This window comes from Halomonas elongata (genome assembly GCF_029081005.1).
In the GTDB taxonomy this organism is placed as follows: domain Bacteria; phylum Pseudomonadota; class Gammaproteobacteria; order Pseudomonadales; family Halomonadaceae; genus Halomonas; species Halomonas elongata_B.
Genome location: NZ_JAJQTQ010000007.1, coordinates 107,506 through 130,231, shown reverse-complemented (window position 1 = coordinate 130,231; position 22,726 = coordinate 107,506). Strand labels below are relative to the sequence as shown.

At 63.4% G+C, this 22,726-nt stretch carries 21 protein-coding genes, 4 tRNA genes and 2 pseudogenes; 11 read left to right on the top strand and 16 right to left on the bottom strand.

The genetic code is table 11. The annotated features are described in order from the left end of the window. Nucleotide 1: 1 nt before the first annotated feature. The 9 genes from LU493_RS07485 to betI all read right to left on the bottom strand — a co-directional run bounded on the left by LU493_RS07485 (nt 2) and on the right by betI (nt 11,283). Nucleotides 2-901 carry a MurR/RpiR family transcriptional regulator gene (locus tag LU493_RS07485; protein ID WP_275287161.1) on the bottom strand — a complete coding sequence of 300 codons (900 nt, stop codon included), beginning with the start codon at nt 899-901 and terminating at the stop codon, nt 2-4. A 17-nt stretch (nt 902-918) separates the two neighbouring features. Beyond that, nucleotides 919-1,947: a C45 family autoproteolytic acyltransferase/hydolase gene (locus LU493_RS07480; RefSeq protein ID WP_275287160.1), complete on the bottom strand. Its 1,029-nt coding sequence runs from the start codon at nt 1,945-1,947 to the stop codon at nt 919-921. A gap of 12 nt (nt 1,948-1,959) precedes the next feature. Beyond that, a complete protein-coding gene (glnQ, locus tag LU493_RS07475; protein WP_275287159.1) occupies nt 1,960-2,688 on the bottom strand; it encodes a glutamine ABC transporter ATP-binding protein GlnQ in 729 nt (242 codons plus the stop codon). Then, nucleotides 2,685-3,341 (bottom strand): glutamine ABC transporter permease GlnP, encoded by a 657-nt coding sequence (gene glnP / locus LU493_RS07470; RefSeq protein WP_275287158.1) that lies wholly within the window; start codon nt 3,339-3,341, stop codon nt 2,685-2,687. Before glnP ends, glnQ begins: the two co-directional genes overlap by 4 nt. Nucleotides 3,342-3,402: 61 nt before the next feature. Further along, entirely contained in the window at nt 3,403-4,140 is a 738-nt protein-coding gene (gene glnH / locus LU493_RS07465) for a glutamine ABC transporter substrate-binding protein GlnH (protein ID WP_275287157.1), read from the bottom strand. A 195-nt stretch (nt 4,141-4,335) separates the two neighbouring features. Further along, on the bottom strand, nt 4,336-6,783 hold the full coding sequence (locus LU493_RS07460) for an acyl-CoA dehydrogenase (RefSeq protein ID WP_275287156.1): 2,448 nt from the start codon (nt 6,781-6,783) through the stop codon (nt 4,336-4,338). Between the two features lie 333 nt (nt 6,784-7,116). Continuing rightward, a complete protein-coding gene (gene betA, locus LU493_RS07455) occupies nt 7,117-8,808 on the bottom strand; it encodes a choline dehydrogenase (protein ID WP_275287155.1) in 1,692 nt (563 codons plus the stop codon). A 361-nt stretch (nt 8,809-9,169) separates the two neighbouring features. After that, nucleotides 9,170-10,639 carry a betaine-aldehyde dehydrogenase gene (gene betB, locus LU493_RS07450; RefSeq protein WP_275287154.1) on the bottom strand — a complete coding sequence of 490 codons (1,470 nt, stop codon included), beginning with the start codon at nt 10,637-10,639 and terminating at the stop codon, nt 9,170-9,172. Between the two features lie 11 nt (nt 10,640-10,650). Continuing rightward, a complete protein-coding gene (gene betI, locus LU493_RS07445; protein WP_275287153.1) occupies nt 10,651-11,283 on the bottom strand; it encodes a transcriptional regulator BetI in 633 nt (210 codons plus the stop codon). 204 nt (nt 11,284-11,487) lie between these two features. On the opposite strand from betI, the gene LU493_RS07440 reads away from it, so the two are divergent. The 5 genes from LU493_RS07440 (at nt 11,488) to LU493_RS07420 (ending at nt 13,043) form a co-directional block, all read left to right on the top strand. After that, the gene (locus LU493_RS07440; protein ID WP_275287152.1) at nt 11,488-12,432 is read left to right on the top strand and encodes a choline ABC transporter substrate-binding protein; all 945 of its coding nucleotides are present in this window, start codon (nt 11,488-11,490) and stop codon (nt 12,430-12,432) included. Between the two features lie 72 nt (nt 12,433-12,504). Continuing rightward, a tRNA-Met gene (locus LU493_RS07435) sits at nt 12,505-12,581 on the top strand. Between the two features lie 131 nt (nt 12,582-12,712). Then, nucleotides 12,713-12,788 (top strand) — tRNA-Asn (locus LU493_RS07430). A gap of 60 nt (nt 12,789-12,848) precedes the next feature. Continuing rightward, a tRNA-Asn gene (locus LU493_RS07425) sits at nt 12,849-12,924 on the top strand. Between the two features lie 43 nt (nt 12,925-12,967). Then, nucleotides 12,968-13,043: transfer RNA gene (locus tag LU493_RS07420), tRNA-Asn, on the top strand. Between the two features lie 129 nt (nt 13,044-13,172). Here the strand turns inward: LU493_RS07420 and LU493_RS07415 are convergent. Continuing rightward, complete coding sequence (locus LU493_RS07415; protein ID WP_275287151.1) at nt 13,173-13,376, bottom strand: hypothetical protein; 204 nt, start codon at nt 13,374-13,376, stop codon at nt 13,173-13,175. Nucleotides 13,377-13,489: 113 nt separating this feature from the next. Then, nucleotides 13,490-13,735: a hypothetical protein gene (locus LU493_RS07410; protein ID WP_275287150.1), complete on the bottom strand. Its 246-nt coding sequence runs from the start codon at nt 13,733-13,735 to the stop codon at nt 13,490-13,492. 348 nt (nt 13,736-14,083) lie between these two features. Here LU493_RS07410 and LU493_RS07405 point away from each other — a divergent pair. Beyond that, nucleotides 14,084-14,989, top strand: a pseudogene (locus LU493_RS07405) (IS3 family transposase); the annotation flags it as partial. A 48-nt stretch (nt 14,990-15,037) separates the two neighbouring features. Here the strand turns inward: LU493_RS07405 and LU493_RS07400 are convergent. After that, nucleotides 15,038-15,253: pseudogene (locus LU493_RS07400) on the bottom strand (DUF1525 domain-containing protein); the annotation flags it as partial. A 185-nt stretch (nt 15,254-15,438) separates the two neighbouring features. On the opposite strand from LU493_RS07400, the gene LU493_RS07395 reads away from it, so the two are divergent. From LU493_RS07395 to LU493_RS07380, 4 genes are all read left to right on the top strand, one after another. Then, nucleotides 15,439-15,771 carry an I78 family peptidase inhibitor gene (locus tag LU493_RS07395; RefSeq protein ID WP_275287149.1) on the top strand — a complete coding sequence of 111 codons (333 nt, stop codon included), beginning with the start codon at nt 15,439-15,441 and terminating at the stop codon, nt 15,769-15,771. A gap of 37 nt (nt 15,772-15,808) precedes the next feature. After that, entirely contained in the window at nt 15,809-16,405 is a 597-nt protein-coding gene (locus LU493_RS07390) for a class I SAM-dependent methyltransferase (protein ID WP_275287148.1), read from the top strand. Between the two features lie 110 nt (nt 16,406-16,515). Then, entirely contained in the window at nt 16,516-16,638 is a 123-nt protein-coding gene (locus LU493_RS07385) for a VOC family protein (protein ID WP_275287147.1), read from the top strand. Between the two features lie 88 nt (nt 16,639-16,726). Continuing rightward, nucleotides 16,727-17,980 carry an IS256 family transposase gene (locus LU493_RS07380; RefSeq protein ID WP_275287146.1) on the top strand — a complete coding sequence of 418 codons (1,254 nt, stop codon included), beginning with the start codon at nt 16,727-16,729 and terminating at the stop codon, nt 17,978-17,980. A 214-nt stretch (nt 17,981-18,194) separates the two neighbouring features. Here the strand turns inward: LU493_RS07380 and LU493_RS07375 are convergent, their stop codons facing one another. From LU493_RS07375 to LU493_RS07365, 4 genes are all read right to left on the bottom strand, one after another. Then, a complete protein-coding gene (locus tag LU493_RS07375; RefSeq protein WP_275287145.1) occupies nt 18,195-18,407 on the bottom strand; it encodes a thioredoxin fold domain-containing protein in 213 nt (70 codons plus the stop codon). A gap of 78 nt (nt 18,408-18,485) precedes the next feature. Beyond that, nucleotides 18,486-18,626 carry a hypothetical protein gene (locus LU493_RS07370; RefSeq protein WP_275287144.1) on the bottom strand — a complete coding sequence of 47 codons (141 nt, stop codon included), beginning with the start codon at nt 18,624-18,626 and terminating at the stop codon, nt 18,486-18,488. 41 nt (nt 18,627-18,667) lie between these two features. Further along, on the bottom strand, nt 18,668-18,880 hold the full coding sequence (locus tag LU493_RS20035) for a DUF2726 domain-containing protein (RefSeq protein ID WP_428994543.1): 213 nt from the start codon (nt 18,878-18,880) through the stop codon (nt 18,668-18,670). A gap of 243 nt (nt 18,881-19,123) precedes the next feature. After that, the gene (locus LU493_RS07365; protein ID WP_275287143.1) at nt 19,124-21,283 is read right to left on the bottom strand and encodes a carboxy terminal-processing peptidase; all 2,160 of its coding nucleotides are present in this window, start codon (nt 21,281-21,283) and stop codon (nt 19,124-19,126) included. A 139-nt stretch (nt 21,284-21,422) separates the two neighbouring features. Between LU493_RS07365 and LU493_RS07360 the strand changes: the two genes are divergently transcribed. After that, nucleotides 21,423-22,718 carry a M18 family aminopeptidase gene (locus LU493_RS07360; protein ID WP_275287142.1) on the top strand — a complete coding sequence of 432 codons (1,296 nt, stop codon included), beginning with the start codon at nt 21,423-21,425 and terminating at the stop codon, nt 22,716-22,718. Nucleotides 22,719-22,726 lie beyond the last annotated feature (8 nt).

Sequence of the window (22,726 nt, the reverse complement as noted above, 5' to 3'; positions counted from 1 at the left end):
GCTACTCGATGTCGAGTGCCTGGAAGGCTGCTTCGTTGGCACGCAGCGAGGGCAGCAGCGCCTCGCCGAGTTCGGCGGTCACTTCCGCCAGGAGTGCCTCGGCGACGGCGAACAGCGCCGCCAGGGGATTGAAGAAGTTGTCGCCTTCGCAACAGGCGTGAAAGTGTCGCGAGGCGAAAGGCAGCAGGGGCGAGTCGCCGCGGTTGGCGAGGGCGATGACGCGGGCGCCCCGATTCGCCGCCAGCTCGCTTGCGAGTACCGTCATGCGGGTCTCGGGTTTCACGGCGATGGCGATCAGCACGTCGTCCGGGCCGATGCGGCCGAGATCCTCGGCGATGGTGAAGCCCGCACCGCCCAGCGTGGTGACGGGCTTGTCGAGAAACCCCAGGTAGTAGCCGAGGTAATGTGCCAGGCCGAAGCAGCCACGCAGGCCGAGCACGTAGATGCGACTGGCCTCGAGCAGTTCCCGGCCGGCGCCATGCAGCGCCTCGATATCCAGGTGTTCCGCGGTGCGCGAGAGGTTGTCGAGCTCCTGGGTCATCAGGCGTGAACTCGTGGTGTCATCGTCGTCGCTGCCCGCCAGTCGACGCACCTGCTCGCTGTAGAAATGCCGGCTACGCAACATCTCTTCCTGAAACAGGCGCTGGAAGTCGCGAAACCCCTCGAAGCCGAGCTGATGGGCGAGACGGGTCAACGTCGAGGCACTGACGCCATGCTCGTCGGCCAGGCTGCCGATGCTGTGCAGGGTGACATCCTCGGGGGCGGCCAGAAGTCCCTCGAGCAGAGCCAGCCGTCGGGCGCCAAGCCGCATGGGGGCGGCCTGGCGTCGGGCGGCATCGACGAGGGTGCGGAGTGCTTCCAGGGAGTCGGGAGGCAAGGCGAGGTCGGATGTCTGGGGCATGGGGCGGCTCGTCGATGTCAGGGAGTCGTGGGCAACCAGCGTTCCCAGTATACCGGTTGATCCGGCCCCGACCTCAACTGACACCAGATGCCGCGGGAGGTGACCCGGAACAGGACGCTGGCCAGGGTGTTCTCGTCATCGGGATCGTCGGGCGCGAGTCGGTGAATGGGCAATGTCGGATGCCGACGGTCGGCGAGCAGTGACAACAGTTCATCGGCCGTGGTGGGCCCACGACGTGCCTCGTTCCATTCTTCCAGGCGCCGCTGGCGAGCCGCGGAGGAGTCGGTGATGCGCTGCGGCAGATTGCGGAAGCGTTCATGCACCAGGTGGTTGGCGTGCACCTCGCAGGGCATCGCCGAAATGGCCGAGACGCCCTGCCAGGGGGCTTCGACGCTCAGCGGTCGGCATTGCCGAGTGTCGACCATCATGAAATGGAAACCGCCGCAACGTCGGGTCTGACCCAGCAACCGCAGGGCGCTTTCGGTGTCCGGACAGGCGAGCAGGTCGCGGGCGGTGACCATGCGCGGAATGCCGCGTCGGGGCTCGGTCAGTCTCAGGTTGTTGACGGTATAGGCGAAACCGGCGTCGTTGACCCCGAGGGTGTGACCGGCCAGGGAGCCCGGATAGCAGAAGGCCGTGAAGGCGGGGGCATCGTCCGGCCGTGCTTCGAGCAGGAAGCAATCGCGGCGCAGTGCCGGTTTGCCGTCCTCGTTGTGGGCCAGCCAGGCCTCGTCGTCGCCGGCCACGGCCACCGAGGTGCAACCCTCGGGGCCGGTGGGGGACAGGTCGCCCCGACAGTTCCACAGCAGTACGCGTGCGAAGGGCTGGTTCAGGCCATCGGCGAGGCCATGCAACTCCTCGACGTATGCCGGAAACTCGCGGCGCAGCCGTTCGGCGATGTCCGCAAGCCAGCCGTCGTGCAGTGCCGGCGTGAGGCGCTGGAAGTCATGGCTGGGCAGGATCTGCGTGGCGAAGGCCTCGCGGCCCAGCTCGCCCATGGCGCGGCCGATGGTGTAGTGACTGCCCGCAATGTCGAGATGCTTCATGCGTGAATCCTGCTATTGGATGTGGGCGAGGAACTCGGCAAAGCGAGGGATGGGTGGTTCACGCATCAGCTCTCGAGGATCGCCGTCCAGCGCGATCCGTCCGTTGTCCATGAACAGCAGCCGGGTGCCCACATCACGGGCGAAGGACATCTCATGGGTGACCACGATCATGGTCATGCCGGCCTCGGCGACATCGCGCATGACCTTGAGCACCTCATGGCGCAGTTCGGGGTCCAGCGCCGAGGTCGGCTCGTCGAACAGCATCAGGTCGGGATTGATGGCCAGTGCCCGGGCGATGGCCACGCGTTGCGCCTGGCCACCGGAGAGTTCGTCCGGGTAGTGGTGCCCACGATCGGCGAGGCCGACCTTCTCCAGTAGCCCGCGCGCCACTTCCTCGGCGTCGGCCTTCGATTTGCGGCGCACCCGACGCACACCGTAGGCGATATTTTCCAGGGCGGTCATGTGGGGAAAGAGGTTGAACTGCTGGAACACCATGCCGGCTTCCTGACGGACCTCGCGGATCCGGGTCGTCGGGTCGGCGACGTTCTTGCCATCGACCCAGAGCGCGCCGGTGGTGATGCGTTCCAGGGCGTTTATGCATCGCAACATGGTCGATTTTCCGGAGCCGGAAGGACCGACGATGACGACGATCTCGCCCTTGTCGATGCTGACGTTCAGGTCTTCCAGCACGACATTGGCGCCGAAGGCCTTGGTGACCTGGTCGAATTCCACCATGCTCATAGGATCTTCATCCTTCTTTCCAGCAATCTGAGAAGCAGCGTCAGGGAGAGGGTCATGGCCAGATAGATCAGGGCCACGGTGGTCCATATTTCCACGGCACGGAAGCTGCTGGCCATGACCTCCTGGCCCTGACGGGTGAGCTCGGCCACGCCGATGACGATGAACAGCGAGGTGTCCTTGAGGCTGATGATCACCTGGTTGCCCAGCGGGGGGACCAGGCGGCGAAAGGCCAGCGGCCCGATGATGTCCTTGAACAGCTGAACCCGGGTGATGCCCAGTGCCTTGCCGGCTTCGATGTGGCCACGACCGATCGAGAGCAGCGCCCCGCGAACGATTTCGGCGATATAGGCCCCGGCGTTGATCATGATGGCGACGATTGCCGAGGACAGGGCGTCGATGCGCATGTCCAACAGCACCGGCATGGCGAAGTAGATGAACATGACCTGGACGACGATCGGGGTGCCGCGAATCACCTCGATGTAGAGCATGGCAATGGCATTGACCAGGCGGTTGCCGTAGGCGCGGGCCGTGCCGGCGACGGCGCCGATCACCAGGCCGCCGAGCAGGCCGGAGAAAGTGATCAACAGCGTCAGCCGGGCGCCCTTGGCCAGCTCCGGCAGCGCGTTGAACATGGCGGAAACGTCGAACTCCATGGAGATAGCCTCCGTTGTGCGATGAGCCGGGGCCTCGCCCCGGCATGGCGTCGGATCGGGCTCAGTCCTCGCCGAACCACTTGGCGTAGATCTCGTCGTAGGTGCCGTCCTCGATCAGCTCGAGCAGGGCGACGTTGACCGAATCGCGCAGCTCGCTGCCCTGGGGAAAGCCGATGCCGTAGGACTGGGCGTCCATGCGATCGCCGACTGCCTTGACGTCGCCATCGCCGGCGGTCTGGATGTAGTAGAGGACATTCGGCGTATCGTGGGCGGCCACATCGACGCGGCCGGTGCGCAGCGCCAGATAGGCATCGCCGATGTTGGGGAACTTGATGACCTCTCCCGTCGACAGATCATCGATGTAGTCGGCCGCGGCGGTGCCCTGCTTCACGCCGATGCGCTTGCCTTCCAGGTCGGCGACGCCGTCGACCGAATCGTCGTCCTGCTTGACCATCAGGGTGACGCCGCTGTCGTAGTAGGGATGGGAGTAGTCGATTACCTGCTCGCGCTCGGCGGTGATCGAGATGGCGGCGAGCGCCAGGTCGACGTTGCCGGTCTGCAGGGCCGGGATGATGCCGCCGAAATCCATGGGCTGGAGCTCGTATTCCATGTCGATCCGCTCGGCGATGGCCTTCCACATGTCGATGTCGAAACCGACGTATTCACCTTCCTGCTCGAACTCGAAGGGGACGAAGGCGGTATCGACGGCGACCAGCAGTGGCTCCTCCTGGGCCTGGAGCGTTCCGCTCAGGGTGAAGACCGCCAGGGCAGGGGCGAGATAACGGGTCAGAATGTTCATGTTGCGTCTCCATCGGTGTTGTTGGCTGTGGAGTGAGGTGCGTGGTTTTGAAATTATTTTTTCTTTAAAATAGGGTTATGTTTCCAGTTTTGCAATTAAATTTTCATTCGTGGCGTCGAGACGCTTCCCGCGTGCGCTAACGACGATGCCCCGGCGCGTGGCCGGGGCATCGAGTGACGGTGAGAAGAGCGGGGATCAGGCGGGGTGGTGTCGCAGTACCTTGGACTTGTCGGTGACGAAGGCGTCGTACTCGAAGTCGTCGACGGTCAACATGTCCAGTACCTCGGCTTCGCGCTGGCGCATGAAGGTGGCGTCTTCCTCGCCGATCAGCCCGGCGGCGAGAGCGGCCTCCACCTGCTGCTCGGGATGCAGCGCCTCGGCCGGGATCTCGCCCTTGGCATGTGCCTTGCCGACCGTGCGATACAGGGCCTCGGCGCGCTCCTGGGTGGCCAGCAGGGCGTTGTAACGGGCCAGGGGATTGTCCTGGGGGCCATCGTCGGCGTCCCAGGTATTGGCGGTGAGCTTGTGACGCAGGGCACTGTCCCGGGAGACGGACTGGGCAATGGCCCGCGACAGGTCATCCCGGGGGCGTGACCAGCGTCGACCGAGCGGCATGATGATCAGGCGCAGCGTGCGGCCGAGGGCGCGATTGGGCAGATTCTCGAACAGTTCGACGAAGGCTTGCTCGGCGCGGCCCAGCAGCAGGCTCGCGGCGTAGTGCAGCAGGGCATCCTCGCCCTCGACACGGTCGCCCTCATGCCATTGCTTGAGCAGCATGCTGGTCAGGTAGAGGTTGGAGAGCACGTCGCCGAGCCGGGCGGAGAGCATTTCGCGTTGCTTGAGCTTCGAGCCGAGGCTGGCCATGGCGGCGTCGGCGGCCAGGCCGAAGCCGGAGGACAGGCGTGCGATGTCCTTGGCGTAGGGGGCGGCGACGTCGTCGAAGGGAACCCCGGGCTTGCCGATGCCGAGCCCCTGGGTCAGGGCGCGGGCGGCGTTGCCGAAGATCAGGCCGGCATGGCCGAAGAAGGCGCGGTCGAAGGCCCTGGGATCGTCGGCGTCCTTGGCGGCCAGTTCCTCGAGGACGTAGGGATGGCAACGGATCGCGCCCTGACCGAAGATCATCAGGTTGCGGGTCATGATGTTGGCGCCCTCGACGGTGATGGCCACCGGGTTGGCGCTGTAGCCGATGCCGAGATAGTTGCGCGGCCCCAGCGTCACTGCCTTGCCGCCATGGATATCCATGGCGTCGGCGAGGATGTCGCGCTGGAACTCGGTCAACTGGCTCTTGAGGATCGCCGATGGCACCGCCGGCTTCTCGCCATGGTCGATGGTATTGGCGGTCTGATAGACGGCGGCCTGGGCGATGTAGGCCAGGGCCGTCATGCGGGCCAGGGGTTCCTGGACGCCTTCCATCTCGGCGACCGGCACGTTGAACTGGCGGCGAATGCGGGCGAAGCCGCCGCTCCAGCCGATGGCGTAGCGGGCCGTGCCGGTGGCGCCGGAGGGCAGGGTGATGCAGCGACCGACGGACAGGCACTCGACCAGCATGCGCCAGCCCTGGCCGATCATTTCCTCGCCGCCGATGATGGTCGAGAGCGGCACGAAGACCTTGTCACCCTTGATCGGGCCATTGAGGAAGGGGCTGCCGATGGGGTGGTGGCGGCGGCCGATCTGCAGGCCTTCGGTGTCGCGGGGAACCAGCGCCAGGGTGATGCCGCGATCCTCGTCGTCGCCGAGCAGGTGATCGGGATCGAACAGGCGGAAGGCCAGGCCGACCACGCTGGCGATGGGAGCCAGGGTGATCCAGCGCTTCTCGAAGGTCAGCTCGAGTCCCAGCACCTCCTCGCCGTCGATCTCACGCTTGACCACCACGCCGACGTCGGGGAGCGAGGTGGCGTCGCTGCCGGCGCGCGGGCCGGTCAGGCCGAAGCAGGGAATCTCGCGGCCATCGGCCAGGCGCGGCAGGTAATGATCCTTCTGTTCCTGGGTGCCGTACTTGAGCAGCAGCTCGCCCGGGCCGAGGGAGTTGGGTACCCCTACGGTGACCATCAGGGTCTCGCTGATCGACAGCTTTTGCAGGATCGTCGACTGTGCCTTGGCGGAAAAGCCCAGGCCCCCGTACTCCTTGGGGATGATCATGCCGAAGAAGCGCTCGCGCTTGAGGTAGTCCCAGAGTTCCTGGGGCAGGTCGGCCCGCTCGCGGGCGATATCCCAGGCATTGCACATGCCGGCGGCGACGCCGCACTGGTGATCGACGAAGGCGCGCTCCTCGTCGGACAGGCCGTCGTCGCGGAAGGCCAGAAGGCGTTGCCAGTCCGGACGGCCGGAGAACAGCTCGCCGTCCCAGGCCACGCTGCCGGCCTCAAGTGCGGTGCGCTCGGTGGCCGATACCCTAGGGGCGACCTTCTTGAACATCGTGAACAGCCGGGGCGTCAGCCAGGTGCCACGTACGCCCGGCAAGCCGCAGGCGGCGATGCCGGCGGTGACGATCAGCAGCAGGACACCGATCACCGCTGCGCCGGCGAACACGCCGACCAGGCCGGTGATGCCGGTGACCGCCAGCGAGGGCAGGGCGCCGGCCTCGCGGCGCATCACGATGAGCAGGCCGATCACGGCCAGCACGAGCAGGATCAGGGTCAGCATGGGGGTCTCCGGGTCGTTGTCATTGGCAAGAATTCGAACATCTGTTTGAATTCTTGCAGAATAGCCCAGTTCCCTGCAAGCGGCCAGCTACTCCCGGTGTTATCCAGGGCTATCGCAGTTGAGAGTTGTCGCTCGGCCTGTCTCCGGCGCCCCTCGCCAGACCCAACTGCGATAGCCCTACGGTGTTATCGCCTGGGGCTGATCGGTCGAAATGCCCGGCATGTTGCCCGTGGCTTTTCGGTACGCCACGCCGGCGTGCATCGACGCTACAATGAAACGCCCCGCGCTGCGTCGGCAGGCGGGGCGTCGTCGTGCGGCAGGGGCGTGCGGAACTCAGTCGAGCCGGCGCATGGGCTCCTGCTGGGCGGGGGCACCGTTGGCGACATAGTAGGGGGCATCACTCTTCGGCAGCGGATCGCGGCCCCGGATCTTGTCGGCCATCTTCTCGGCCAGCATGATCGTCGGGGCGTTGAGGTTGCCGGTGGGGATCACCGGGAACAGCGACGCATCGACTACCCGCAGGCCCTCCAGGCCGTGGACACGGCCGGCGCCGTCGACCACGGCGTCATCGCCTTCGCCCATGCGGCAACTGCCGCAGGGATGGTAGGCGGTCTCGGCGTGCTCGCGGACGAAGGCGTCGAGCTCGGCATCGGACGTCACGTCCGGCCCCGGGGAGATCTCGCGACCACGATAGGCATCGAAGGCCGGCTGCGCGATGATCTCGCGGGTCAGGCGAATGGCGTCGCGGAATTCCTGCCAGTCCTTGTCGGTGGACATGTAGTTGAACAGGATGCTGGGCGCTGCCGCGGGGTCGCGGGATGTCAGGCGCACCCGTCCTTCGCTCTCGGAGCGCATGGAGCCGACGTGGGCCTGGAAACCATGGGCCTGGACCGCGCTCTTGCCGTTGTAGCTGATGGCAATGGGCAGGAAGTGGTACTGCAGGTTGGGCCACTCCTCCTCGTCGCGGCTACGGATGAAGCCGGCCGCCTCGAACTGGTTGCTGGCTCCCACGCCGCTGCCCATGAAGAGCCATTCGGCGCCGATCTTCGGCTGGTTCCACCATTTCAGTGCCGGGTACAGCGAGATCGGCTGGGTGCATTCGTACTGGATGTACATTTCCAGGTGGTCCTGGAGGTGGGCACCGACGTTCTCGTTGACCTGAACCGGCTCGATGCCGAATTCCTCGAGCACGTCCTGCGGCCCCACGCCGGAGCGTTGCAGAATCTGCGGTGAAGCAATGGCGCCGGCGCACAGCAGGACTTCGCGACGGGCACGAACCTCTTGCGGTTGTCCCTTGCGGGCGTAACGCACTCCGGTGGCACGCTTGCCCTCGAAGGTGATGACGTCGGTGGTGGCGTGGGTCTCGATGATCAGGTTCGGACGCGACCTGGCCTGGTCGAGATAGCCGCGTGCCGTGGAGGCGCGACGGCCGTTCGGCGTGACGAAACGGTCCATGGGGCCGAAGCCTTCCTGCTGGTAGCCGTTGACGTCGTCCGTGGCCGGATAGCCGGCCTGCTGTCCCGCCTCGATGAAGGTGTGATAGAGCGGGTTGTTGCCTTCCTTCGGCGTGGTCACGCTGACCGGGCCGTCGCCGCCGTGGTAGTCGTCGGGACCGATATCGCGGGTCTCGGCCTTGCGGAAGTAGGGCAGGCAGTCGGCGTAGGTCCAGTCCTCGAGGCCATCGCGCTTGGCCCAGTTGTCGTAGTCCAGGGCGTTGCCGCGGATGTAGCACATGCCGTTGATCAACGAGGAGCCGCCGAGGCCCTTGCCACGCCCGCACTCCATGCGGCGGCCGTCCATGTACGGTTCTGGGTCGGTCTCGAAGGCCCAGTTGTACCGCTTGCCCTGCAGCGGGAAGGCCAGCGCCGCCGGCATCTGAGTGCGGAAGTCGAAGCGGTAGTCGGGACCGCCGGCCTCGAGCAGCAGGACCTTGACGTCCGGGTCCTCGGTCAGGCGAGTGGCCAGGACATTGCCGGCGGAGCCGGCGCCGATGATGACGTAATCGAATTCACGAATCTGGGACATGGAGCCTCCCTGGAAGAATCGAAGGTGCCTTGAAGGCAAGTGGCGAGAACGCCGCCTGCCTCAGGGGGCATGGAGCGCGATCTCCGTACTCCTTGGTAATGGTGGAAGGGCAATATGAATGCCCTCCCCGGTGCTGGGCGGAGATGAGCGCCGGGGACAAGGTGGAGCGAGGGTCATCCGCCATGGGTGAGGCGCATGCCGCCGAACGGGCTGGCCATGGTAGGCCAGCCCAGGTCCTGCAAGCGAAGCAGGAAGCGGGAGCGCCGCAGGGCGGATGTAGCGCCCAGGGATGGGTTCACAGCGCCCTCGCGCAAGCTTGTCGCCGGAAAAGCTCATCGTTTCGCCGGGCTCGAACGAGGTATCAGAACACGGACTCGAAGGGCCCCATCTCGACCTGCACCGACTTGGTCTGGGTGTAGTGGGCCAAGGTTTCCAGGCCGTTCTCGCGGCCCACGCCGGACTGCTTGTAGCCGCCCACCGGCATCTCGGCGGGGGAGTCGCCCCAGGTATTGATCCAGCAGATACCCGCCTCCAGGCGATGAATCACCCGATGGGCACGGTTGAGGCCCTCGGTGAAGACACCGGCGGCCAGGCCGTAAAAGGTGTCGTTGGCGCGGCGAATCACTTCCTCTTCGTCGTCGAAGGCCAGGATCGACATCACCGGACCGAAGATCTCCTCGCGGACGATGCGCATGCTGTCGTCACAGTCGGTGAATACCGTGGGGGCGGCCCAGGCACCGGCGCTGTATGCGTCCTGATCCCAGGCATCGCCGCCGGCCAGCACGCGGGCGCCTTCCTGCTTGCCCAGCGCGATGTAGGAGAGCACCTTCTCCTGATGCTCGAAACTGACCAGCGGACCGAAGTTGACCGCCGGATCCAGCGGGTCGCCGGCCTTGATGCGGGCCACCCGCTCGGCGATCTTCGCCTCGAAGGCGTCCTTGACCCGGCGGTCGACGAAGACTCGGGTGCCGTTGGTGCAGATCTGCCCGCTGGAATAGAAGTTGGCCATCATGGCAGCGTCGGCGGCACGGTCCAGGCCGGCATCGTCGAAGACGATCAGTGGCGACTTGCCACCCAGCTCCATGGTCACGTCCTTGAGCGTGGAAGCGGCGGAAGCGGACATCACCTTCTTGCCGGTGCCGACCTCGCCGGTGAAGGACACCTTGTCGATACCGGCGTGGCCGGTCATCAGTTGACCGACTCGACCGTCACCATGGATCACGTTGAAGACGCCGTCGGGCATGCCGGCCTCGGTGAAGATCTCGGCGAGCACCATGGCCGTCAGCGGGGTGACCTCGCTGGGCTTGAAGACCACGGCGTTGCCGGCGGCCAGGGCCGGGGCGGATTTCCAGCAGGCAATCTGGATGGGATAGTTCCAGGCACCGATGGCGCCGATCACCCCCAGCGGCTCGCGACGGGTGTAGACGAAGGAAGAATCGCGCAGCGGGATCTGACTGCCTTCGATGGCACCGGCCAGGCCGGCATAGTACTCGAGTACCTCGGTGCCGGTGACGATGTCGACCTCGGCGGTCTCGCTGATCGGCTTGCCGGTGTTGCGGGTTTCCAGTTCGGCGATCTCGTTGTTCCGCTCCCTCAACAGCGCCACGGCGCGATTCAGGATACGGCCACGTTCCACGCCGCTCATGGCGGCCCAGATGCGCTGACCTCGCCGGGCGGCGTCGACGGCGGTGTCGACGTCGGCCTCGCTGGCCTGCTGGATGTCGGCCAGGCGGCTGCCGTCGAAGGGGTTCACGACCGGGAAGGTTTCGCCGGAAGTGGCGTCCACACGGCGGCCGTCGATGTAGAGGGACTGAGTATCGAGCTGTGTCATGGTGGCTCCCATCAGGACTCGGGTTGGGGTTCGTGTGTAGGACGCGGGGTCCGTGCGTCTTGGGTGCGCAGCAACTGGTCGAGGTAGTCTCGGGCCAGGCGACGCGCGCGGTCGGAATCCAGGCCTTCGGGCGTCAGGGCGCCGCGCAGCCAGAGGCCGTCGATCATCGCGGCCAGGGCACGGGCGGCGTCACGAGCCTGTTCGCGTGGCATCAAGAGGCGAAACTGGTGGCAGAGGTTGGCGTACAGGCGACGGTCGTTGACGTTCTGCAGGCGCTGCAACTGTGGTTGATGCATGCTGCTGGCCCAGAACGCCAGCCAGGTCTTGGCCACCGGGCCGGTGACCTGACTGCGATCGAAGTTGCCGTCGATGATCGCTTCCAGGTGTGCCCTGGGCGAGGTCGTCGACAATGCCTTGCGTCGAGCCGATACGGCTTCGCCCAGATCGTTGAGGATCTGGCGCATCGTCGCCTCCATCAGGCCGTCCTTGCCGCCGAAGTAATGGCTGATGATCCCGGCGGAAACGCCGGCATGGCGAGCGATACGCATCACCGTGGCATCGGCCAGGCCGACGTCGTCGATGGCGGCCATGGTAGCCTTGATCAGCTGTTGGCGACGGATGGGTTCCATTCCGACCTTGGGCACCTTGCTGACTCCTCTCACGGGTTCACCTTGCAACCATGCGGTCTAGCATGGTTAAGATAGGGCCAGTTTGCCATTTTTTTATTGAATGTTCAATCAATAAAAATGGCGGCGGGCGGTTTCTCATCCCGCCCGGGAGCGACGGGCGCTTGTCATAGAGAACGCCTGCGCCGACTATTCACTTTCCAATGCAAGGGAGAAAAGTCAATGAACAAGATGACCATGGGGCTGGCAACCGCCGCGATCGCCCTGTCCTCCTCGCCGCTGATGGCCGCCGAAGACAGCTGTCAGCCGGTACGTTTCGCCGAGGTCGGCTGGACGGATATCACCGCTACCACCGCGCTGACCACCGAGGTCCTGGAAGCCATGGGGTATGAAACCCGTATCGATACCGTCTCGGTGCCCATCGCATATTCGGGCATGAAGAATGGTGATTTCGATGTCTTCCTCGGCAACTGGATGCCGTCCATGGCCTCGATCAGCGATCCCTACGTGGAGCGTGGCGAAGTTGAGCGCCTGGGCGCCAACCTGGAAGGCGCCAAGTACACCCTGGCGGTGCCCCAGTACGTCTACGACGCCGGCGTCACCTCGGTGGCCGACCTGGACGAGCATGCCGAGCGTTTCTCGCAGCAGTTGCATGGCATCGAGGCCGGCAATGACGGCAACGAGCTGATCCAGCAGATGATCGACGACGATGCCTTCGGCCTGGGTGACTGGCAGTTGATCGACTCCAGCGAGGCCGGGATGCTGGCCGAGTTGAAGGCTCGGGTCCCGGACGAGAAGTGGATGGTGTTCCTGGGCTGGGAGCCGCACCCGATGAACACCAACTTCGACATGGCCTACCTCGAAGGTGCCGACGACTACTTCGGTCCGAACCTGGGCGGTGCCACGGTGTATACCAACACCCGGACCGACTATACCGAGGCATGTCCCAATGTCGGCAACCTGCTGAACAACCTGAGCTTCACGCTGGAGATGGAAAATCAGCTGATGGGCACCATCATGGATGAAGGCGCCGATCCTCGCGAGGCGGCGAAGGCCTACATCCAGGCGAACCCCCAGGTGCTCGATGGCTGGCTCGACGGCGTGACCACCAAGGATGGCGAGCCGGCCCTGCCGGCGGTCAAGCAGGCCCTGTCCATCGAGGAGTGATGCTCGTGCGGGCTTGCCATGCAGGCGGCCCGCATGCATAATCCCTCCCCGTTGCTCGATGGGCAACGGAAAGGCTACGTAGCTCAGCTGGTTAGAGCACATCACTCATAATGATGGGGTCCCCTGTTCGAATCAGGGCGTAGCCACCAAGGGACATCGATAAGACGCCCGTTCGGTCATGCCGGACGGGCGTCTTGCGTTGGGGGCATCGACGGAACCATTAGATGATACTTGACGTTGTCGAGCCTATCCGTATACTACGCCCCGTGTTCGAGGTCGTTCCCCGATAGCTCAGTTGGTAGAGCAAATGACTGTTAATCATTGGGTCGCAGGTTCGAGTCCTGCTCGGGGAGCCAACACCTTGTTTCATCAAGGCTCGAACGCCGCGTCAACCAACGGGACGCGTTGAAGGTCATTCCCCGATAGCTCAGTTGGTAGAGCAAATGACTGTTAATCATTGGGTCGCAGGTTCGAGTCCTGCTCGGGGAGCCACCTTTCCTACCTATTGCCCGCCCTCGGGCATGCACATCGTCATTCCCCGATAGCTCAGTTGGTAGAGCAAGTGACTGTTAATCACTGGGTCGCAGGTTCGAGTCCTGCTCGGGGAGCCAATACAATCAGCATCTTGTGTTTTCCCGGGTCCAGCTTGGTGTCCGTTGTGGTGTCCGTAGCGTCAAAGTGAAGCCTCCAATGGGATAGGCGGGACTGGTCGAAGGGTAGGGCGCCGATAAGGGTGCTGTCTATCCAACATCCTTGGTCACCTCGTCCATACGATCCTTCTTCCACTGCTCCAGGTAACTCCTCAGATACCCGGTCTTGCCGACACTGAACCGCGCCGGCGGTACTATCATTTGATACTTGGCATGCATGCGCCATAGCGTCGTGCGATCAACGTCAAGCAGTTTGACCGCTTCGCCAACGTTTAGAATCACGTCATCTTCCATTGCGTACTCTCCAGAAACAAGAAAGCCGCCTCGGCGGGCGGTCATAGAAAAGCCCGCGCTGCGGCGGGCTGTGTCGTGATCTGATCACTGCATCATGAGCTGGACTGCATGTGTCAGAACCTGATCTGGTCCCATCTGATGTTTTGCTCCTTCCCGATATAGTCAAGGCTCTTCTCGCCGCCTTCGACGCTCTCACTGAGGAACTCTACTGTGTATTCCCCGTGCGGGAGCCGTTCCTTGACTCGGCAGTTGATGTGCCGGCCCTGACGGTCAAGTACAAAAAACTCTTCTTCGCCCACTTGCAGATGCTTAGCCTTGTCCACCGGCTCATCCGCCATCATGATGTCTGCGTCTGCCATATCGCCGCTTCTCCGGCCTGTGCATGATCTTGAAACTCATCGCCCACATGGCTTCTTCTTTCGTTTGATCCTCGGGCAAGGGCTGCCTGGCGTTGTCGCCATAGCCGCCTGAATTGTGTCGCAAGGCTCGTTCGGGCCTATGCACCCAGAGTAACACCAGGCGGCATCGTCAAACACGGCCTTGCGATCCTTGCGGCGGTGATCATCATGCCTGCCCGATGAGCCCGCCCGGTGGGCGGCAGAAAAGGGTGGGTGACCATCCCTCTTCTACTCAGGAGGAGGATTCGTCTGATCTTGCCCAGCAGAAGTGGACACCCCGTCAAGGCAGTACACTGAACGAGGTGACCCATGGCAAGGCAAGCAATGTCGATGAAGAAGACCCGTACCCGTTACTCCCAGGCCTACAAGGATGAGGCCCTAGCACTCGCTGATCATGATGGTGCCAGTGCCGCCGCTCGTGAGCTGGGGCTTGAGCCCAGCCAGCTCTACCAATGGCGAGCCAAGGCTCAGCTGCAGCAGAGTGCCTCGGCTCGCGAGCAAGCCTTGGCTGAAGAGAACGCCAGGCTCAAGCGACAGCTAGCTGAGAAGTCGGAAGAGCTTGAGATCGCAAAAAAAGCCGCGGTGTACTTCGCGAAGAGACTGAAGTGAAGTACGCCCTCATTGAGCAGCATCGTCAGGCCTTCAGCATTCATCGGATGTGCGCGTTTCTCGGCGTCGCCCGCAGCGGCTACTACGCCTGGCGACAGCGCGGTGGTGTGCCGTTATCCAGGCGCCGCCAGCAGGCGGTTCTCGACCTGCGTGTGGCTAAGGTTTATCACCATCGGAAGGGGCGCTCAGGCGCTCCTAGATTGGCTCTGGACTTACGTGACGATGGCCTGCAGTAGACCGCAAGACCGTTGCCGCCAGCCTCCAGCGGCAAGGCCTACGTGCCAAGGCAGCCCGCACGTTCAAGGCTACGACGAACTCTCAGCACAAGCTGCCAGTAGCACCGAACCTGCTGGAGCAGGACTTCACCGCGACAGCTCCGAACCAGACGTGGGTCGGCGACATTACGTACCTAGCAACTGGCGAGGTGTACTCACGCAAGGTGGTCGGCTGGGCGATGAGTGAGTGGATACCGCCGACTTGGTCGGCGATGCCCTGAAGATGGCCCTGTGGCGTCGTAAGATGCCCAAGGGAGTGGTCGTGCATAGTGACCGTGGCAGCCAATATTGCTTGACGTTGTACCAGTCGCTGCTGACCCGGCACTTTCTCGATCCCGATCATCCAGGCGCGGGCTGTGCCCATGGCCGCCCGCTCCAGGGCCTCGCGCTTGGCTTGCCAGTCGGGCGCCTGCAGCCGGCGCATGGCCTCCTGCTGCGCTTGCTGACGGTCCCCCGACAAGTCAGCCGAGAATTGGGTATCCAACCGTGCCGGGGCATCGAGCTCGACGACAGCAGCCTCAGAGGGCACGTTGATGACGGGTTGCCCGGCCGTCGTGAACACCTCCACACCGGCCCAGGCCGGCAGAGCCAGCATCGAAAGCAGCGGAATCAACCAGCGCGTTGGATGTCGTGCCACAGTGGCCTCCTGGAACGGTGGGCATATGGCCATGGTGAGTTTCCCGGGTGGTGAGGGCATCGAAGAATGTTAAATTGATCGCGAGACATTTCTTGGATAGCCCCGGGTCAGATGGACCGGGGACACACGGAAGGAGCCTCTGCATGCTGTATCGAATCCTGATCCTCGTGTCGGCAGGTCTGATCCTGACAGGCTGTGCCGGTCAATCGTCCACCGCGGCCTCTCCCGATCGGGGCAAGGCTCCCGAGCCGCCTACCATGAGTCAGTCGGATGATCTCTGCGGGGCTGAACAGGTCCAGCGCTATGTAGGACGGTCCTACACGGAGGCGCTCAGCGACACCCTGGAGCAGGAAAGCGGAGCAGGCGCCCTCAGGGTGAAGCGTCCCGGCATGGCCTACACCCTGGAATACCGCGCTGATCGTCTGGACGTTAGCGTCAATGAGGAAGACGTCATCCAAACGATACAGTGTGGCTAGGGACTTTATACTCGACTGAACCATCAGGAATGCCTAAGTGACGACAACGACCTCCTGGAATGATGTAGTCGACGAGGTGATGTTTTCTGTCCCGTTGGATATCGACGACATTACCGAGAGAATCCCTAAACAGGCCCGCGTGCTAGACCTAGGCTGTGGCTACGGACGGATGAGCCTGCGTGATCGGGGCTTCTATCGCTTGACTGGCTATGATGCCTCTCCCCAGCTTGTGGCTCGAGGGCATGCCGAAGCACCAGGGTTGGAGCTTCGTGTGGCCGATGCCACTCACTTACCCGACTCCAGCGACACCTTCGATGCCGTCGTCATTGCTGCCCTACTCACTAGCGTGCCTTCTCCTCGCCACCAGACCATGATCGTGGCAGAGATTGCCCGGGTACTTCGCCCTGGAGGAGAGGTCTTCGGTGTTGACTTCCTGCGAGAAGGGGATGCTGGCTACCTCGCTGGGGGCAGCTTCCGGGCGACAAACGGCATCCCCATGATGCACTTCAAAGACACCGAGATCTCCGCCTTATTTCAGGACTTTACACTTGTCGAGCGCAAGCGGGTCGGTGTCAACTCGTTATTTGGCAAGCCAGCAGAGGTGCTGCAGTACGCTTTTCAATTGCCGAAGTGAAAAGGATATTGACGTTGTGGCCAGGGCAGGGCTCTTGAGAAGAACCTTATGCCGCCGTTAACCAATTTCCCAGATACCCGAGACTTTCTGATACTCATGAGGGCGCCAGGATGGATTTGAGATTCAGCCACGTCGATGTGCTGGTCGAAGATCTTGAAGCGGCCTGCGCGTATTACGCCGACGTTTTCAAGGCCTCGATCTCCAACACGATCGTTTGGAACGGACTATGGTGATTTCTGGTGTACGGGAGGAGGTAGGAAGGGTGGCGTATCCTGTTGATTGATCACGACCAAGATCTCAATCAACAAGAGCAGATACGCCATGACCGATTCTACCCTCCGAGCCTTGTCACAGCCAGAATCCGAGGCCTCGGACCCGTTGCACGAATTGTTGCGCCAAGGGGCGCGAGACCTGATCGCCAAGGCCGTGGAGGCCGAATTGGCCACCTTCCTGGCCCAGTATGCCGACACGCCCCTGGAGGACGGTCGGCAGGCGGTGGTGCGTAACGGCCACTTACCGGAGCGCACTGTGCAGACCGGCATCGGTGATGTCACCGTCAAGGTACCCAAGGTGCGGGACCGGAGTGGCGGCCAGGCTTGCTTCAACAGCACCCTGTTGCCGCCCTATTTGAAGCGGGCCCGCAGCGTCGAGGAGTTGATTCCTTGGCTCTATCTCAAGGGCATCTCCACTGGCGACTATCAGGAGGCCCTGTCGGCCCTGCTGGGTGACCAGGCCAAGGGCCTGTCGCCCAACACGGTCTCGCGACTGAAGGCTCAGTGGCTCGACGAGCACAAGGCCTGGTGTCAGCGGGACCTGGCGGACCGCCGCTATGTGTACTGGTGGGCGGATGGCGTCTACAGCAATGTGCGCCTGGATGACCGCTTATGTCTGCTGGTGATCGTCGGCGTCACGGAGCATGGCCGCAAGGAACTGGTCGCCGTCGAGGATGGCCATCGCGAATCGGAAGCCAGTTGGAAAGAGCTGCTCACGGGCCTGCGAGAGCGTGGCCTGACCGAGGTCCCCTGGCTGGCGATCGGCGATGGCGCGCTGGGTTTCTGGAAGGCGCTGAGCAAGGTCTATCCGACCACGGCGCACCAACGTTGCTGGGTCCACAAGACGGCTAATGTGCTGAACAAGCTGCCCAAGTCGGTGCAGCCTAAGGTCAAGGCCGATCTTCACGAGATCTGGATGGCTGAGACGCGTAAAACAGCTCATCAGGCCTTCGACCGCACGCTGAAGCGCTTCGGCGTCAAATACCCCCAGGCGATGGAATGCCTGGCCAAGGATCGGGACGAACTGCTGGCGTTCTACGACTTCCCGGCAGAGCACTGGGTGCACATCCGCACCACCGACCCGATCGAGTCGACCTTCGCCACGGTCCGTCTGAGGACCAAGCGCAGCCGGAACTGCAGCTCCCGGGACACGACCCTGGCGATGGTCTTCAAACTGCTCCAGTCCGCCCAGAAACGCTGGAGGCGAATCAAGCACTTCCAGAAGTTGGAGCGGGTGGTCAGCAACGTCAAGTTCCAGGACGGGGAGCAGGTAGCCGATCAGTCAGACAGGAGTGCGGCCTGACCGCCATCCACCAGATTTGACGATAACTCTGGCCGGCGTGCCTCTAACCCCAAATGGCTGGGCCAGTGAATAGCTTTGCTCCAGACGTGGCCGACACACCTGGGCTTCATCGCCAACCGGCGCAACTTGCCCATTGAAGGCCTGATTCGGCGCCTGACGGGGAGATTTACGGCACCAGATGGATGCCATGTGCTGTGCCACTGGAGGCCAGGCTCTACCGGGGGTACGGCAGGTAATGGACCGTGATACTGGCGGCATTGAGTTGGGGAATGTCCTGATGCAGCCGCTGGCAGTACGGACAGCTGATATCGGTAAAGACCGTCATCTGGCCTTTCACGTCCCCGTCGGCCGGGTAGGTCACGTAAGCGTTGTCGCCGAGTTCCGCCAGTTTTGCTAGACGCTGCTCACGACGTTGTTGTTCGGACAAGTTGATGACCTGGTCCTTGCCGTTATCGGGCAGCTCGCCGACCAGCAGGTACCTGGCCTCGGCGTCCGTATAGAGGAGTTACCCGGTGCGCCAGCGCACCTCATACCAGTGCTCCATGGGAGTGGACTCGATGGTGGTGGGGTTCGCTGGCTGGCCTTCGAGTTTCAGGAACTGGACGGCCTCGGGGATCTCGGCCGCATGGAGCGTGGCCAACGGCATGGCCAGTGACACCCCCAACAGGGCCAGAGAGAGCGGCTTGTTCAGGAGGATAACTCCTGAGCTGGAGACGGAGACGCGGCAGTACCGGACGACGGGGGCAGTGGCAGATGTCCGGCCAACTGCTGTTGCAGCTGCGCCACGTCATAGCGTCGCTGGGTAGCTATACGCAGCAGAGGGAGCCCGGCGGCGGCAAAGGCGCGGTCCACGAAAGCATCCCGCCGGCGTCGATCGCGCTGCTGATGACTGTTAATCACTGGGTCGCAGGTTCGAGTCCTGCTCGGGGAGCCATGTCGTTGTCCCGCTTTCCATTTGGCGAACCATCGTCACCCCTCGACGGCCGACATCGTCTTGCACGGCGCTTTCTGCCACGCCGCGAACTCGCCTGTCGTGAGCCGTCGCGCAATGATGCGAAAGAGGCTGGGGCGTGGTGGAGCGCCAGAAGGCAAGACGCCGGGTCGATGACCCGGCGTCGTGTCGTGGTGCCTTGAGGTGTCGGTCTACTCGTTCCGGTCGACGTGCTCGGCGAACTGTATGCCGCTTTCGAGTCGGGAGAAATCGAGCAGGATCTCTGCCGCTTCTGTCAGTGGCGCTCGATCCAGAGGCTGTGGTTCGTCTTCCTCGTCCTGATCTCGGCTGTCTATCCAGCTTTCCAGGGGTTCCAGGCCGAGGGCGTCGCGCCGCTCGTTCTCGAGGGCCAGTTGTTCGTCCTCACGCGCCTGGGTTTCGCGGCGTCGCTGCTCGCGGTTGAGGCTGACGCTGGTGTTTTGCTCGCGAAGACGCTCGGAGAGGGCCGCGCGGCGTTCCAGGTAATGGAAGTTGGGGTGGTCGTCGGCGCGTTGGCGATGACGTTCGCGCAGGGTCTCCAGGTAGCGACGAGGATCACCATACTGACGGTATTGCACCTTGCGCACGCTGTCCCAGCCGAGGGCATTGTCGAGGCTGCTCTCGCCGATGGTTTCCGGGTCCACCAGACTGGGGAACGAGATATCCGGTGCGACACCGCGATTCTGGGTGCTGTCGCCGGAAATACGATAGAACTTGGCCCGGGTCAGCTTGACCTGACCGAGATCCAGCTCGTTGAGGGTCTGTACGGTCCCCTTGCCGAAGGTGTTGCTGCCGACCACCAGGCCGCGCCCGTAATCCTGAATGGCACCGGCGAAGATCTCCGAGGCCGAGGCCGAGAGGCGGTTGACCAGTACGATCAGGGGACCGTCATAGAGGGTGCCACTGTCGGTATCGCCGTAGAGATTGATGCGACCGCGGGCGTCGCGGACCTGGACGGTGGGGCCGCGGTCGATGAACAGCCCGAGCATCGAATTGGCCTCCTGCAAGGCGCCGCCGCCATTGTTGCGCAGGTCGAGAACGATGCCTTCGATGTTTTTCTTGCGTAATTTCTTGATTTCCTTGGCGACGTCGCGAGTGGTACTGCGATAGTCCTCTTCGCCGGCCTGCCAGGCATCGAAATCGACGTAGAAGGCCGGTACTTCGATCATGCCGACGCGATGTGTGCCATCGTCGCGCTGAATCTCGATCACCTCGCTCCGGGCGGCCTGGTCTTCCAGCTTGACGGTGTCGCGAGTGATCTCGATGACCTTGGAACGGGTCATGTCCATGGCCTGGCCAGGCACGATCTCGAGGCGAACCACCGAGCCCTTGGGGCCGCGGATCATGTCGACCACCTCGTCGAGGCGCATGCCGACCACGTTGACGATCTCCTCGTCTTCCTGGCCGACGCCGATGATGCGGTCGGCTGGCTTGAGTGCGCCGGCCTTCTCGGCGGGGCCGCCGGCAACCAGGCTGGACACCTTGACGTATTCGCCATCCGCCTGGAGCAGGGCGCCGATGCCTTCCAGGGAGAGCTTCATCTGGATGTCGAAGTCCTCGCTCTCGCGGGGGGACATGTAGTCGGTGTGCGGATCGATGGTATCCGTCACCGCGGTCATGAAGAGATCGAAGACATCCTCGGCATTGGTCTGGCGCAAGCGGTTGAGCTGCCCTTCGTAGCGTTGGCGCAGGGTTTCCTCGACCGTTTTCTCCTTCTCCTCGACGACATCCTCATCCCGGGGGGATGCTTCCTCCTCGGTGGAAGACGTGTCGTCCTCCGAGGTGTCGGCGTCCTGGCTCTCGGCTTCCTGTCGGCTGATCGACAACTGCAGGGCAGCGTTCTTGAGGCGCTTGGTCCACAATGTGTCGAGCTGTGCCTCGTCGGTGGGCCAGGGGGTGTCGGCACGGTCCAGTGTCATGCGCTGGTTGCCGTCGAAGGTGAAATCGAGGCCTTCGTCGAGCCGGGCCAGCAGCCATTCGAGGCGGTCCTCGACGCGTTGCTGGTAGCGCTGGTAAAGGGCGAAGGGGCGTGCCAGTTCGCCATCCAGGACGGCCTCGTCGAGCCGGGTGCGCATGTCGTCGAAATCGTCGATGTCGCTGCGCAGCAGGTAGGCGCGTTGACCGTCGAGCACATCCAGGTAGTGCTGGAAGGCACGCTTGGACCAGTCGTCGTCGAGGTTGATCTCCGAGTAGTGGCCATTGAGCAGGGAGTCGGCGATTTCCTCGGCCGTTTGACGCTGGGCGTCACTGGGGATGATATCGGCCAGTGCCGGGCCGGCAACCAGCAGCAGGGCCAGGGTCGCCGTACGCCCCAGAGTAGCAAGCAGGCTCATCAATGAAGCACTCCCTGATTCATGTACACTCTATTCGTCCAGACTGCGATTCGGCGTTCGAGTTTCCATACCGAGCGAGCATTGTAGCAGTTCCGGCGACATGCCAAGACCCCTTCATGTTTCATCACTAGAGGACCTCATGCTCCAGGATGCCCGTCTCGAGCGTTTGCTCGACTTTCTGCGTCGTTCTCCGACCCCATGGCACGCTACCGCCAACATGGCCGAGCGGCTGGAGGCCGAAGGTTTTCGTCGCCTCGAGGAGACCGAGGCCTGGCGACTGTCGCCCGGCGAGCGTGTCTACGTGACCCGCAACGATTCCTCGATCATCGCGCTTCAACTGCCGTCCGAGCCGCTCGATGCCCTGCGCATGATCGGCGCTCATACCGATAGTCCGGGATTGCGCCTCAAGCCGCATGCGCCACAGACATCGGCCGGCTGGCTGCAACTGGGTGTCGAGGTCTATGGTGGCGCCTTGCTCGCCCCCTGGTTCGATCGGGATCTGGGCCTGGCCGGGCGCGTGCATGTGCGCCATGCCGATGGCCGCCTCGAGGGAGTGCTGCTCAATGTCGACCGTCCCCTGGCGATCGTCCCCAGCCTGGCGATTCATCTCGATCGTGAAGCCAACAACGGCAGGGCGATGAATGCCCAGACCGAGATGCCGCCAGTGTTTCTGCAGGGGGGCGAGAATGCCGATCTCGACCGGCTGCTGCGCGGCTGGCTGGCCGAGCAGCATGATCTCGAGGGCGTCGAGGTCATCGACTTCGAGCTGGCCCTGTATGACGTTCAGCCACCGTCCCGGGTGGGCGTCGAAGGGGAATTGATCGCCAGCGCCCGTCTCGACAACCTGTTGTCCTGCTTCATCGGACTCGAAGCCATGCTGGAAAGCGATGGTCGTCAGGGCGCGGTGCTGGTGGCCAACGATCACGAGGAGGTCGGCAGCGCCAGTGCCTGCGGTGCTCAGGGGCCTTTCCTCGGCGATGTGCTGCGGCGGGTCAACGCCCAGCTGGGCGACGGCACGGAGGAGGGCGTTATTCGCCTGGTGCAGTCCTCGCGGATGATCTCCTGCGACAATGCGCATGCCCTGCACCCCAACTTCCGCGACAAGCATGACGCGGCCCATGGACCGGCGCTCAACGGGGGGCCGGTGATCAAGGTCAACGCCAACCAGCGCTATGCCACCAACAGTGCCACTTCGGCGCTGTTCCGCGAGCTGTGTCGTCAGGTCGACGTGCCGGTGCAGACCTTCGTCACCCGAGCCGACATGGGGTGCGGTAGTACCATCGGGCCGATCACTGCCACCGAGCTGGGCGTGCCGACCCTGGACGTGGGGGTGCCTCAGTGGGCCATGCACTCGATCCGCGAGACATCCGGGGCGCGGGATGTGGAGTATCTGACCCGGGTGCTCACCGCCTTTGTCGAGCGTGAAGGGCTTTAGACAAGAGC